This window comes from Kouleothrix sp. 19917 (assembly GCF_057073505.1).
In genome coordinates this window covers 7,862,953-7,875,472 of sequence record NZ_CP097099.1, presented here as the reverse complement: position 1 = coordinate 7,875,472, position 12,520 = coordinate 7,862,953, and the positions used below count along the sequence as shown (strand labels likewise).

Here is a 12,520-nt window from a genome sequence, read left to right as displayed (position 1 = left end):
CCGGCCAATGCCAGTTTTACGATACGCAATCGTAGATCAGGGTTCGCTGATCTCGACGACCTGGCCGTCGTAGGCAAGGTGTACCGGCGCGGGCAGCTCGGCGTCAACGCTGGCATGCTCGACATCGTGCGTCATATGCACCAGCAGCGCCCGGGCCGGCTCAAGGTCGGCCACCACGGCGCAGGCCTCGCCAAGCGAAAAGTGTGTCGGGTGCGGCTTGGCGCGCAGTGCATTAAGCACCAGCACGTCGAGGTCGCGCAGCTGCGCCAGCGACGGCGCGGGAATGCTGCTGGCATCGGTGACATAGCCCAGGCGGCCAATCCGAAAGCCCGTGATCGTCCAGCTGCCGTGCTGCACATCGAACGGAACGATGGTAACACTACCAATGTCGAAAGGCACGCCGCTCTGGATCTCAACCAGCTCAAGCGCCGGCCGTGTCGAGCCTTCCGACGTATTCACAAACGCATAGCCGAAACGTTCGCGCACCATGGCCAGGGTGTTGGCGGTGCCGTAGAGCGGGATGGCGGCGCGCTGCGCGAAATTGAGTGGCCGCAAATCATCCAGGCCGAAAATATGATCGGCGTGGGCGTGCGTCAGCAGCACGGCATCGACGCGACGAATGCCGGCGGCCAGCGCCTGCTGGCGCAGATCGGGGCCGGCGTCGAACAAAATTGCCTTGCCATCGGCTTCCAGCAATGCCGATGTGCGCAAGCGCTTGTTATGCGGGTCGGGCGAGGTGCACACCGCGCACTCGCAGCCAATGACCGGCACGCCCATGGAGGTGCCGGTGCCCAAAAATGTCAATCGCATACCTGCGCCTGGCGTATGGCAATCGCGCGGCACGCCCCACAGGTTGCGCCGTCGCTGCATGAATTCTGTGTGCTCAATATTATAGCACACCGGCTTCGGGCGCGGCTGCGTGGCACAGCGCAGATGCACAAATGCGCCAAACGGCCCGTGGTTGCAGCGCGCCCGCGACTATGCTATAATCGCGGCTTGAAAAATGCATCATAATGCTCATCATGAGGGGCGGAGGGACTGGCCCGACGAAGCCCGGCAACCCCTGCCGATTTATGATTTGCGATTTTGGATTTACGATGAGGCGCTGCCGTCAATCGTCAATCGTCAATCGTCAATCGTAAATGGCGGGAAGGTGCCAATTCCTGCAGGCGCGTTATGCGCCTGAAAGATGAGAGGTAGCACGACAACGGCCTCTCGCGATGCGGGCGGCTTTTTCTATGAGTACTGACACAGCATATCAGCATATCTGGTGGGATGGCGACGCCGTCGGCTTGCTCGATCAGCGGCTCTTACCCAATCAGGAAACGTCCGTGCGCTGCACCAGCGTGGCCGAGGTCGCGCACGCGATTACTTCGATGCAGGTGCGTGGCGCGCCCGCGATCGGCTGCACGGCCGCGTATGGCATGGCGCTGGCCGCCCGCCAGCCCGCCGGCACCAGCGCCGCGCTGCTGGCGCTGCTCGAAGCGGCCAAAGCCACCCTCGACGCCAGCCGCCCCACGGCAGTGAATCTCGCCTGGGCCACCGAGCGCATGCTGCGCACCGCCCAGCGCCACGCCAGCGCCAGCCCCGCCGAGCTGCGCGACCTTCTGCTCACCGAAGCTCACGCAATCATGGCCGAAGACCTGGCAATGTGCCACGCGATTGGCGAATATGGCGTGGATCTTATTCCTGCGCGCGGGCAGGTGCTGACGCACTGCAATGCGGGCGGGCTTGCCACCGCCGGGTTTGGCACCGCGCTGGCGCCTATTCGCGTGGCGCACGATCGCGGGCGCGCCATGCATGTCTTTGTCGACGAAACGCGGCCATTTTTGCAGGGCGCGCGCCTGACGGCCTGGGAGCTGCAGCGCGCGGGCGTGCCGCTCACGCTGATCACCGACAACATGGCCGCCTACTTTATGCGCCAGGGCGCAATCGACTGCGTGATTGTCGGCGCGGATCGGGTGGTGGCGAACGGCGATGTTGCGAACAAGATCGGCACCTACGGGCTGGCGGTGCTGGCGCGCGCGCACGGCATTCCTTTCTATGTCGCCGCGCCCTCGTCCACGATCGACATGCGCCTGCCCGATGGTGATGCCATCCCAATCGAGCAGCGCGCCACCGAAGAAGTAACCAGCATTGGCGGGCAGCCGATTGCGCCGGCGGGTGTGGTGGCCGCGCACCCGGCCTTCGACGTCACGCCGCACACGCTCATCACCGCCCTGATTACCGAGCGCGGCGTGATTCGCCCGCCCTTTGCCGACAACCTGCGCCAGCTGCTCGCGCCAGCCGGGGGCGGCGACGCGGCGGCAGGCTAGACCGACAGTGTATGAGCTTGCCGTTCGAACCTGCCTGCCTGCCGCTGCTGCTCGGCGGGCTGCCGCACCACAACGCAGCGCAGGCGCTTGAGATTTCGCGGCGCTATGCTGGCGCGCTGCTGGCCTGGCCGCAGCTGCCACGGCGCAGCTTCCGCGAAGAAAGCTATGTCCAGAGCATGCAGGGCTTTCCCGGCCTGGTGGTCGACGCCTCGCAATCGCGGCTGTATGTCGACCGGCGGCGCGCCGAGCAGGAGATGGACGCGCTCGGGCTGGCCTACCTGGAAGATCGCTATTCGTACACATCGCTCAGCGCCGACGATGCTGCGGGCCTGGACGAAATGCTGCGCCACGGCGAATCGCTGCGCACGTATCGCGCGCTGAAGGGCCAGCTGATGGGGCCGATCAGCCTGGCCGCGCAAATAACCGACGAGCGCGACCGGCCGCTGATCTACGACGACATGCTGTTCGACGCGCTGGTGCAGCACCTGGAATTGCGCGCCGAGTGGCAGCAGGCCCGCCTGAGCGAATGGAACCCGACGACAATTATCTGCGTCGACGAGCCCTTCCTCGAAATGGTTGGCCTGCCGTTTGTGCCGGTAGACTGGGCGCGGGTGCGCCAGCAGATCAATCAGGTGCTGGATGATGTGCGCGCGTGCAAGGCGCTGTTTGCCGGCGGCGCGTGCGACTGGGCGGAAGTGCTGCAATTAAGTATCGACATGCTGATTGCGAATGTTGCCGACAACAGCGCCAGCCTGGTGGCCGCCGCGCCGGCCCTGGCCGAGTTTTTCGAGCGCGATGGCATGCTTGGCCTGGGGCTGGTTCCCGCCGAGGACGAAACGATTGCGCGGGCCAGCGCCGAGCGCCTGGCCGAGCAGGCCAGCAATTTTGCGGGCGCGATTGCGCCGGGCGGGCACGACGCAGCAAGCGTGCTGCGCCGCTGTGTCGTCACCACCGCCGGCACAATCAGCCGCCTGTCGGTGGCCGGCGCCGAGCGCGCCATGCAGCTGGTGGCCGAAACATCGGCACTGCTGCGCGAACAACACGGGCTGGATGGCCCGAACGAATAAGCAAGGCTAATTCAAGGAGCAAGACGTGGGTATCGTCGTCACCGGTTCACTCGCCTACGATTACATCATGAACTTTCCCGGCTACTTCAAGGATCACATCCTGCCGGATAAAGTGCATATGCTAACAGTCAGCTTTCTGGTCGACTCCATGCGCCGCATGCGCGGCGGCGTGGCGGGCAATATTGCCTACACGCTGGCGCTGCTGGGCGAGCGCCCGCGAGTGGTGGCGACGGCCGGGCAGGATTTTGGCGAGTACCGCGCCTGGATGGAGCAGCAGGGCATCGATGCCTCGGGCATCCGCCTGATCGACGACGAATTCACCGCGTCGTGCTTTATCAACACCGACAAATCGAACAACCAGATCGTCGCGTTTTACACCGGCGCAATGGCCCAGTCGCGCAACCTTTCGCTGCTGGAGCGCGGGCTCGGCGCAAGCGACCTGGCAATCATTTCGCCAACCGACCCTGAGGCGATGGAGCGTTCGGTCCACGAATGCCGTCAGGCGGGCATCCCGTTCCTGTTCGACCCCGGCAAGCAGACGCCGCGCCTGGAGGGCGACCAGATTCTGGATGGCCTGCGCGGCGCGAGCGTGCTGGTGGGCAACGATTACGAATTCGGCATGATGGCGCAGAAAACTGGCCGCAGCGAGGCCGAGCTGATCGCTTCCGTACCGCTCACGGTTGTCACTCGCGGCGAAGAAGGCTCGATCATCTACGACAACACAAACCAGCGGCAGCTCGAAATCCCAATCGCGCCGATCAGCGAGGTGGTGGACCCGACCGGCGCGGGCGATGCCTACCTGGGCGGGCTGGCGTTCGGCCTGGCGCGCGAACTGCCGCTCGATGTGACGGGCCGCATCGCGGCGCTGGCTGCCGCCTACGCAATCGAAATGCGCGGCTGCCAGGAGCACACGTTTACAACCGGCGAGTTTGCCACGCGCTATGCCGACGCCTTCGGCCCAAGCGCCGAGGTCGAGGCGCTGGCGGGGCAGGGCGCGCGCGCCTGACGCCGAGGATAATCCACAGATTGCACAGATTATAGTTTGGCTCGTAAAAGCTCTATCTGCGTAATCTGCGTAATCTGTGGATGAATCTTCCGGCTTGATAGTGTAGAGGGCCGACGCGAGATTAAGGAAAGCACAGGCACACGCTATGCGATGGGGAATTATTAGCACCGGCCATATCGCGGGGAAATTTGCCGACGCGCTGCGCGCTTCCGAGAGCGAGCATGTCGTGGCAGCCGCCAGCCGCGACGCCGAGCGGGCGGCGAGTTTTGCCAGCAACTACGGCATTGCGCGCGGCTATGGCAGCTACGAAGCGCTGCTGGCCGACCCCGAGGTCGAAGCGGTGTACATCGGCCTGCCGAACAGCATGCACGCCGAGTGGTCGATCAAAGCCGCGCAGGCCGGCAAGCACATTCTGTGCGAAAAGCCGCTGGCCGTCAGCCGCGCCGAGGCGCTCACCATGTACGACGCAGCGCGGGCCAACAATGTCTGGCTGGTCGAAGCGTTTATGTACCGCTTCAACCCGCGCACGCTCAAGCTGGGCGAGCTGCTGGCCCAGCGCGCCATTGGCGACGTGCGGATCATTCGCGCATCATTCGGCTTCTTCCTGACCGACCCGAGCAACGTGCGCCTGAACGCCGAGCTGGTTGGCGGCGCGCTGATGGACGTGGGCTGCTACTGCGTCAATGTGGCGCGGCTGGCGGCGGGCCAGGCACCGTCGCGCGCGCTCGCGGCGGCGCAGTGGGCCGGCTCGGGCGTGGACGAAACGCTGGCCGGCACGCTCGAATACCCGGGCGGCGCGCTGGCGCAGATCAGCTGCACGCTGGCGGGCAGCGGGCACCAGCAGGTGCAGATCATTGGCACGGGCGGCAGCATCGACATCGACACCGCATTCAACATCCCAGCCGACCAGCGCGGGCGCATGCGTGTACACTACGGCCCCGGCCCTGACCGCACCGAAGAAATTCAGTTCGCGCCCGTCAACCAGTACCAGCTCGAAGCCGAAGGATTTGCGCGCTTGGTCCAGGCCGGGCACAATGCGGCGGGTCTGCCCGACATGCCGCTGGCCGAAACCCTCGACAACATGGCAACGATTGAAGCCCTGCTGCGCAGCGCGCATGCGGGCCACGCAGTGGAGGTTGAACCATGAACGAGAATGAGCGAACGTGTTCGGTTTGCGGCAGCGCCGTCAAGCGCGTGATCCTGATCGAGGATCATGGCCCGGCCGCCGGCGAAAAACCCGCTGCCATCGCGCCGGGGCACGCCCATCGCTCGCTCGACGTGGTGTATAACGAGCACTACCCCACCGAGGCGACAGCGTGCGTCGCGTGCGGCCATATCGACCTGTGGGTCGACCCGGAGTGGGTCGCAAGCCTGAAGTAAGGGCGCAGACGACTCGCGGATTGTAAGGGCGCAGCAGGCCACCGGGCCTTTATCGTACGAAAGCTTTGCTGCCTGCTGCGCCCCAGCATCATAATAAGTAAGGGCGCAGCAGGCCACCGGGCCTTTATCGTACGAAAGCTTTGCTGCCTGCTGCGCCCCAACATCATAATAAGTAAGGGCGCAGCAGGCCACCGGGCCTTTATCGTACGAAAGCTTTGCTGCCTGCTGCGCCCCAACATCATAATAAATAAAGGAGAACACACACCCAATGGCAACCAATTACGACATCAAGGATCTCAACCTGGCCGAGCAGGGCCGCAAGCGCATCGACTGGGCCGAAAAGGAAATGCCCGTGCTGCGCCTGCTGCGCGAGCGCTTCGAGCAGGAGCGCCCGCTGAACGGCCTGCGCGTGTCGGCCTGTCTGCACGTCACCGCCGAAACCGCCAACCTGGCGCGCACCCTGGCCGCCGGCGGCGCCGACGTGGTGCTGTGCGCCTCGAACCCGCTCAGCACCCAGGACGACGTGGCCGCCGCGCTGGTGGCTTACGAAGAAATCCCAGTCTACGCGATCAAGGGCGAAGACAACCCGACCTACTACAAGCACCTTGGCGCGGCGCTCGACCACCAGCCGCACATCACCATGGACGATGGTGCCGACCTGGTGACGGCGATCCTGAAGCAGCGCCCCGAGCTGCTCGACGGCCTGCTCGGCTCGACCGAGGAAACCACCACCGGCGTCATCCGCCTCAAGGCCATGGCCGCCGACGGCGTGCTGAACTTCCCGGTGATCGCCGTTAACGACAGCGACACCAAGCACATGTTCGACAACCGCTACGGCACCGGCCAGAGCACGCTCGACGGCATCATCCGCGCCACGAACGTGCTGCTGGCGGGCAAGACCTTTGTGGTCGGCGGCTACGGCTGGTGCTCGCGTGGCATTGCCGACCGTGCGCGCGGCCTGGGTGCCAATGTCATCGTCACCGAGATCGACCCGATCAAGGCGCTTGAGGCCGCAATGGACGGCTTCCGCGTGATGCCGATGGTCGAAGCCGCGCCGCTGGCCGATTTCGTCTGCACCGCCACCGGCGACATCAACGTGCTGGACGGGCATCACTTCGCGGTGATGAAAGACGGCGCGATTGTTGCCAACTCGGGCCACTTCAACGTCGAGATCAACATCCCGGCGCTCGAAGCGCTCTCGAACGAGAAGCGCCAGCCGCGACCGTTCATCGACCAGTACCTGCTGAAGGATGGCCGCGTGATCAACCTGCTTGGCGAAGGCCGCCTGATCAACCTCGCCAGCGCCGAAGGCCACCCCAGCGCCGTGATGGACATGTCGTTCGCCAACCAGGCGCTGGCCTCGGAGTTCTTGCAGAAGAACAAGGGCAAGCTGGCCAATGGCGTGCACGCGCTGCCCAAGGAAGTCGATCGCGAGATCGCCGCGCTCAAGCTCAAGGCCATGGGCGTCTCGATCGATACGCTCACGCCCGAGCAGGACAAGTACCTGAACTCGTGGGAAGAAGGCACGTAGGACGAGACGCGAGACAGGGAGGCACGAGCAGCAGTCGCTTGTCTCCCTGTCTCCCTTTCTCCTTGTCTGGCAGAGGAGTGCGCGATGACAATTTACGACCCAGGCCAGCAGCAGCAAGACTGGCAGCCGCCCGCCCCAAGCTACCCGCCCGCCGGCATCACCGAAACGCAGCCCGCCGCCAGCGGCGACCGCTGGGCCATTGCGGCGCTGGCGATTGTTGCCAGCACGCTCATCGGCTGTGTGCCGGGCCTGAACTGCCTGTCGCCGCTGGTGCCGCTGATTGTCGGCATTGTGACGCTCACCAAAGCCAAAAATGCCGTTGACCCGAGCCGGGCGCGCTTGTATGGCTGGCTGGCGGTGGGCCTGGGCGCGCTCTTCCTGCTTGTGCTGGTCGGGGCAATCGCCGTCTACGGCACAATCATCGCCCGCATGATCAACGACCCAAGCTTCCGCGACCAGCTGCGCTAGGCCAGCACCACCGGCGCGAACATACGAAAATTCCATACTATTCACAAACCAGGAGTTTTCCCCATGCCAACCTCATTTATGCAATCACCTCAGCTCTTCTTCACCTCGGAATCTGTGACAGAAGGGCATCCCGATAAACTGTGCGATCAGGTGTCCGACGCGATTCTCGACGCCTTTCTTGAAAAAGACCCGCGCTCGCGCGTGGCGTGCGAAACGTCGGCCACGACCGGCCTGGTGCTGGTGATGGGCGAAGTCACCACCGAGGCCTATGTCGAAATTCAGGAAGTGGTGCGCCGAACCATCCGCGACATTGGCTACACCGGCACGGGCGTGGGCTTCGACGCCGACACCTGTGGCGTGATTGTGGCGCTGCACGGCCAGTCGGCCGATATTGCGATGGGGGTCGACAAGGCGCTGGAAGCCAAGCAGGGCGCCATGACCGAAGCCGAGATCGAGGCCGTCGGCGCGGGCGACCAGGGCATGATGTTCGGTTTCGCCTGCAACGAAACGCCCGAGCTGATGCCGCTGACGATTAGCCTGGCGCACAAGCTCACCCGCGAGCTGGCCCTGGCCCGCAAGAGCGGCCAGATCGCCTACCTCGGCCCGGACGCCAAGAGCCAGGTGACGGTCGAGTACTCGCACGGCCAGCCGGTGCGCGTCGACACGCTGCTGATCAGCACGCAGCACGCCGCCGACGTGAGCCAGGAGCAGATTCGCGAGGATGTGATCGAAGACATCTTCCACAAGGTCGTGCCGGCTGAGATGATCGACGCCAGCACCAAGTATTACGTCAACCCGACCGGCCGCTTTGTGACGGGTGGCCCGCATGGCGACGCCGGCCTGACCGGCCGCAAGATCATTGTCGACACCTACGGCGGCGTGGCCCGCCACGGCGGCGGCGCGTTCAGCGGCAAAGATCCGACAAAGGTCGATCGCTCGGCGGCCTACGCGGCGCGCTGGGTGGCGAAGAACGTGGTGGCCGCCGGCCTGGCCGACCGCTTCGAGGTGCAGCTCGCCTACGCGATCGGCGTGGCGCGCCCGCTTTCGGTGAGCGTCGAAACCTTTGGCACCAACAAAATCGCCGAGGAAACGATTGTCAGGCTAATCAATGAGCATTTCGACCTGCGGCCGGGCGCGATCATCCGCGACCTCGACCTGCGCCGGCCGATCTACCGCCAGACCGCCGCATACGGCCACTTTGGCCGCACAGATGTCGAGCTGCCGTGGGAGCGCACCGACCGCGCCGACGCGCTGCGCCGCGCCGCCGGCCTGTAGCGCAGGCCATCCGCAGATTACGCAGATTACACAGATACGCTCTTTCTTGGTGAAAGAAAACACTGTTCTCTGCTTGATCTAGCAATGATGTCTCACTCGATTAGCACGCAACAAAAACGCGGCCCTCGCATTGTGCGAGGGCCGCGTTTCGTTTTCAGTGATGCAGGCTACTGCCCCATAGCTGGCTGCGGCGCAGCAGCTGGAAGCGCATAGCCTGGCGCGAACGAACGCTCGCCAAGCGCGTGCTGAATCTTCGTCAGCAGCTCGTCGAACAGGTACGGCTTCTCCAGCGTTTCGCAGCCGCGCCCTTGCAGAAAAGCGCGCTTCTCGGCCAGCAGTTTAGCGTCGGTCGAGCAGAGGATGAGCGGAGTTGTGCGCATGCGCGGATCAAGCCGCAGCAGATCCAGCAGCGTCCAGCTATCTTGTGTGGCGACAACCGGGATATCGAGAATAACCAGATCGGGCTGCTCGCGCAGCAGCACCGGGTACGCGCCAGCTGTTTGCAGGCAGCTCACGTTTGTGTAGTTTTCGTCGTTTAACAGATCCTGCACGAGCTGCAAATAGACGTCGTCGTGATTGACCACGATAATACGCTTGTTTTGCATCTCCCCTTCTTTCTTCAATTGAGCCTCATAATTCTCCTCTTCATACACATTATATCACTTTCTAAAAGTTTAAAGTATTAATTATTTGTGCCATCTTGATGCATCGATGGTGCATATACTTTTCAATACTTACATATTTACTATAGATGTAATGTGTATATTTGTGCATTATCAATGCAATGTTAGTGCATATCGTTTTCAAATATTTGTTTCATTACACGAGTTACGCGGTGACGCACATTGCGTGGTCTTTAGCCTGCGGCAGCAAGGTATGAGCTATTCTTTTTGTGTGCGTTTTCCGCGCTACGCGCGGAAAACGCACACAAAGAAAAAATCGAATATCGCTGAAAGCGCATCAGCGCGTACCCGGCGTTGCCAGCCCAGCGCGCTCAATCGCCCACTGCGCCTGGGCGCGGCCGAGGTGCCAGGCCGGCCAGCCGCTGGTGGTCATGCGGGTGGCGATCTCTGCGTGCTGCTCGGCCAGCGCCGCCGCAACCGTGTGCCACGACGCAGGGTCGAGCTGGCCGAGCGCGCCAACCAGCGCGGGCGTGGCGTCGGCGGAGAGCTGCGTGAGGTAGTAGGCATCGACTTGCTCGTCGCCGCGCGGCTGTTCCACCACCATATGCAGGCGGCCGATATTCTCGCGCACAATCCATGCATCGGGGTTGGCGAGGTTTAGCAGCGCCACATACACCAGCGCCGCTGCCAGGCCGCCCGCCACAAAGAGTTGCGCACGATTGCGCAGCAGCGCCAGCAGAAACAGCCCCAGCACGGCAGCCAGCCAGATCATAAAGCTGTGTGTGTAGATGCGCAGCTCGGTGTAGCCATATGCCGCTTCATAGAGCGCCATGCGCTGAAACGCCGAGGCCAGCAGCCCCAGCACCAGCAGAATCATCACTGCGCTGGCGCCCAGAAACAGCCGCCGCTCGCGCCCGCCCTCACGCCGCGTCACGATTGCCAGCGCGCACAGCAGCGCCAGCGCCAGGCACGCCACCGCCAGCAGCTCGAAAAAGCCGCGCCGCGCATATTCCGAATAGGTCATGCCCGTGCGCGCCAGGGTATCGAGCCCGCCAAAGAAGTATGCGCCCTGGATTGCCATGAAGCTGCCAAACAGCAGATCGACCGCGCCAAGTACGGTCAGCGCTTCGACTGCGCCCAGCGAAATGAGCGCGCGACGCGGCATGCGCAGCTCCTGTGTGTCGCCCTCGGCGGGCAATTCGTCCGTTGCCTCGCCCGGCGCAACATACACAATACCCACAATTGCGCGCGTGAGGTCGGCAAAGGCGCTGCCAAAAGCCGAAAGCTGGCCGCCCAGCAGCGACACCAGCAGGCCGCCCGCGCAGGCCCACGCCATTGCGCCAATGAAGAAGGCGTGGCCAAACAGCGAGTCGAGTTCGAATGGCAGCTCAAAGCTAAAGATCTGATCGACATAGCTGGCAAAGACGGTGTCGGCGCTGGCGAGCAGCAGCGTAAAAACTGCCAGCACCGGCAGCGCCAGCAGCAGGCCACAGCCAATCGGGCGCAGGTGGCGGATGCGCCCGCGCTCGCGTGGCAGGTCGCGCGCGACACGCGCCGCCAGCACCGGCGGCAAGCCAACCGCATCGGCAAGGCCGCCCACCAGCCGGGCAATCAGCGCAGCGGGCGCGTGCCAGAGCGCTTCGGCGTTGCCATACAGCACGGTGCTGAGCGCCAGCAGCCCAAGCAGCGCCAGCGTGTTCAGGGCAGTGAGCGTGGGCGATGCGCGCCATGCCAGGCAGGCAGCAAAAAACAGCGCAGCGCCCGCCAGCAGAAGGTTGCCACGCGCCATCGAGCGCCCTTCGGCGCGGGCAAGCACACCGCGCAGCGCCAGCGCCAGCGCCACAAACAGCAGCACCGAAATGCCAGCCGCGCGCTCGTAGAACAGGTAGTCGGCGCACAGGCCCAGCGCCAGCGCCGCGTAGAAGATCGAGTGGTGGTTGCGAAGTGTTGCAAGCATGGACGTGCTCCGTTGAACCAATTGCTCATGCTTGTTATACCAGAACGGCGCGAGGCGTGCGACCGTGTGGGTGCAAAGCGGCACGCACCCGAGTGCTTGACGGGTGTTTGCAGACGAAGCAAGCAAGTGCGGCTCGGCTGCTGAGACGAAGGACGAAGGACGAATGACGAAGCAATTGGTCATTCGTCATTCGTCTTTGGTCAAACCAGCAACAAATTTCCGAAGAACAGGATCAGGATCTTTAGAGCATTGAATTGGAGGATATGCAGATGGCCTATCTGCGTAATCTGAGTAATCTGTGAAGAAATCAGAACGTCGTTTCAACTGTGAGCGCAACCGCCAGGCGGCGCTGGTATTCCGCGCGCGAGATTTCGATCGTGCCAAACTGCAGCATATGCTCGCCAACGATATACTGCGAATCGAGCAGCTGAAACCCGCCGCGCCGCAACCGTTCGACCAGATGCACCAGCGCGACTTTGCTGGCGTCGGTGGCGCGGCTGAACATACTTTCGCCGGCGAACAGCCCGCGAATGGCGACGCCATACAGCCCGCCCACCAGCTCGCCACCGGCCCACGCCTCAACGCTGTGCGCGAAGCCCAGCTCGTGCAGGGCAGCGTAGGCTTCCACCATCTCATCCGAGATCCAGGTGCCGTCGTGGTCGGGGCGCGGCGCGGCGCAGGCTAGCATTACCTCGCGGAAGCAGGTATCCACGCGGATGTCGTAGCCGCCGTTGCGCACGCGCCGCGCCAGCCGTTTGGGCACGTGAAAGGCGTCGAGCGGGATGATTGCGCGCCGCTTGACATCGTACCAGTTGATCGTGCCGTCGTCGTCGGCCATGGGGAACAGGCCCTGGCAGTAGCCGGCGATCAGGTTTTCGGGGGTGAGTTGCATACACAC

The 12,520-nt window shown here is 63.6% G+C and carries 12 protein-coding genes and 1 riboswitch; of the genes, 8 read left to right on the top strand and 4 right to left on the bottom strand.

The features are described from left to right. Nucleotides 1-36 precede the first annotated feature (36 nt). Nucleotides 37-810 carry an MBL fold metallo-hydrolase gene (locus tag M1P90_RS31600; RefSeq protein WP_483699747.1) on the bottom strand — a complete coding sequence of 258 codons (774 nt, stop codon included), beginning with the start codon at nt 808-810 and terminating at the stop codon, nt 37-39. A gap of 204 nt (nt 811-1,014) precedes the next feature. Beyond that, nucleotides 1,015-1,196: riboswitch (SAM riboswitch) on the top strand. Between the two features lie 42 nt (nt 1,197-1,238). Between M1P90_RS31600 and mtnA the strand changes: the two genes are divergently transcribed. The 8 genes from mtnA to metK all read left to right on the top strand — a co-directional run bounded on the left by mtnA (nt 1,239) and on the right by metK (nt 9,042). After that, nucleotides 1,239-2,315 carry an S-methyl-5-thioribose-1-phosphate isomerase gene (mtnA, locus tag M1P90_RS31595; protein WP_483699746.1) on the top strand — a complete coding sequence of 359 codons (1,077 nt, stop codon included), beginning with the start codon at nt 1,239-1,241 and terminating at the stop codon, nt 2,313-2,315. Nucleotides 2,316-2,326: 11 nt separating this feature from the next. Then, on the top strand, nt 2,327-3,382 hold the full coding sequence (locus M1P90_RS31590; protein ID WP_483699745.1) for a uroporphyrinogen decarboxylase/cobalamine-independent methonine synthase family protein: 1,056 nt from the start codon (nt 2,327-2,329) through the stop codon (nt 3,380-3,382). A gap of 25 nt (nt 3,383-3,407) precedes the next feature. Next, on the top strand, nt 3,408-4,388 hold the full coding sequence (locus tag M1P90_RS31585) for a carbohydrate kinase family protein (protein WP_483699744.1): 981 nt from the start codon (nt 3,408-3,410) through the stop codon (nt 4,386-4,388). Between the two features lie 145 nt (nt 4,389-4,533). Next, nucleotides 4,534-5,535: a Gfo/Idh/MocA family protein gene (locus M1P90_RS31580; protein WP_483699743.1), complete on the top strand. Its 1,002-nt coding sequence runs from the start codon at nt 4,534-4,536 to the stop codon at nt 5,533-5,535. Continuing rightward, nucleotides 5,532-5,768, top strand: a complete 237-nt coding sequence (locus M1P90_RS31575; RefSeq protein WP_483699742.1) for a hypothetical protein — start codon at nt 5,532-5,534, stop codon at nt 5,766-5,768. Before M1P90_RS31580 ends, M1P90_RS31575 begins: the two co-directional genes overlap by 4 nt. Before the next feature lie 268 nt (nt 5,769-6,036). After that, on the top strand, nt 6,037-7,299 hold the full coding sequence (ahcY, locus tag M1P90_RS31570; protein WP_483699741.1) for an adenosylhomocysteinase: 1,263 nt from the start codon (nt 6,037-6,039) through the stop codon (nt 7,297-7,299). Nucleotides 7,300-7,383: 84 nt separating this feature from the next. Then, entirely contained in the window at nt 7,384-7,767 is a 384-nt protein-coding gene (locus tag M1P90_RS31565) for a hypothetical protein (protein ID WP_483699740.1), read from the top strand. A gap of 63 nt (nt 7,768-7,830) precedes the next feature. Then, on the top strand, nt 7,831-9,042 hold the full coding sequence (gene metK, locus M1P90_RS31560; RefSeq protein WP_483699739.1) for a methionine adenosyltransferase: 1,212 nt from the start codon (nt 7,831-7,833) through the stop codon (nt 9,040-9,042). A gap of 167 nt (nt 9,043-9,209) precedes the next feature. Here metK and M1P90_RS31555 read toward each other — a convergent pair whose 3' ends face one another. The 3 genes from M1P90_RS31555 to aat form a co-directional block, all read right to left on the bottom strand. After that, entirely contained in the window at nt 9,210-9,647 is a 438-nt protein-coding gene (locus M1P90_RS31555) for a response regulator (protein WP_483699738.1), read from the bottom strand. A 355-nt stretch (nt 9,648-10,002) separates the two neighbouring features. Next, the gene (locus M1P90_RS31550) at nt 10,003-11,622 is read right to left on the bottom strand and encodes a DUF4153 domain-containing protein (protein ID WP_483699737.1); all 1,620 of its coding nucleotides are present in this window, start codon (nt 11,620-11,622) and stop codon (nt 10,003-10,005) included. A 307-nt stretch (nt 11,623-11,929) separates the two neighbouring features. After that, nucleotides 11,930-12,514: a leucyl/phenylalanyl-tRNA--protein transferase gene (gene aat / locus M1P90_RS31545; RefSeq protein WP_483699736.1), complete on the bottom strand. Its 585-nt coding sequence runs from the start codon at nt 12,512-12,514 to the stop codon at nt 11,930-11,932. Between the last annotated feature and the right edge of the window lie 6 nt (nt 12,515-12,520).

Bases quoted from the DNA above. Each gene is read 5' to 3' on its own strand.
- M1P90_RS31600 (WP_483699747.1), bottom strand. From the start codon at position 810: ATGCGATTGACATTTTTGGGCACCGGCACCTCCATGGGCGTGCCGGTC.
- mtnA (WP_483699746.1), top strand. From the start codon at position 1,239: ATGAGTACTGACACAGCATATCAGCATATCTGGTGGGATGGCGACGCC.
- M1P90_RS31590 (WP_483699745.1), top strand. From the start codon at position 2,327: ATGAGCTTGCCGTTCGAACCTGCCTGCCTGCCGCTGCTGCTCGGCGGG.
- M1P90_RS31580 (WP_483699743.1), top strand. From the start codon at position 4,534: ATGCGATGGGGAATTATTAGCACCGGCCATATCGCGGGGAAATTTGCC.
- M1P90_RS31575 (WP_483699742.1), top strand. From the start codon at position 5,532: ATGAACGAGAATGAGCGAACGTGTTCGGTTTGCGGCAGCGCCGTCAAG.
- ahcY (WP_483699741.1), top strand. From the start codon at position 6,037: ATGGCAACCAATTACGACATCAAGGATCTCAACCTGGCCGAGCAGGGC.
- M1P90_RS31565 (WP_483699740.1), top strand. From the start codon at position 7,384: ATGACAATTTACGACCCAGGCCAGCAGCAGCAAGACTGGCAGCCGCCC.
- metK (WP_483699739.1), top strand. From the start codon at position 7,831: ATGCCAACCTCATTTATGCAATCACCTCAGCTCTTCTTCACCTCGGAA.
- M1P90_RS31555 (WP_483699738.1), bottom strand. From the start codon at position 9,647: ATGCAAAACAAGCGTATTATCGTGGTCAATCACGACGACGTCTATTTG.
- M1P90_RS31550 (WP_483699737.1), bottom strand. From the start codon at position 11,622: ATGCTTGCAACACTTCGCAACCACCACTCGATCTTCTACGCGGCGCTG.
- aat (WP_483699736.1), bottom strand. From the start codon at position 12,514: ATGCAACTCACCCCCGAAAACCTGATCGCCGGCTACTGCCAGGGCCTG.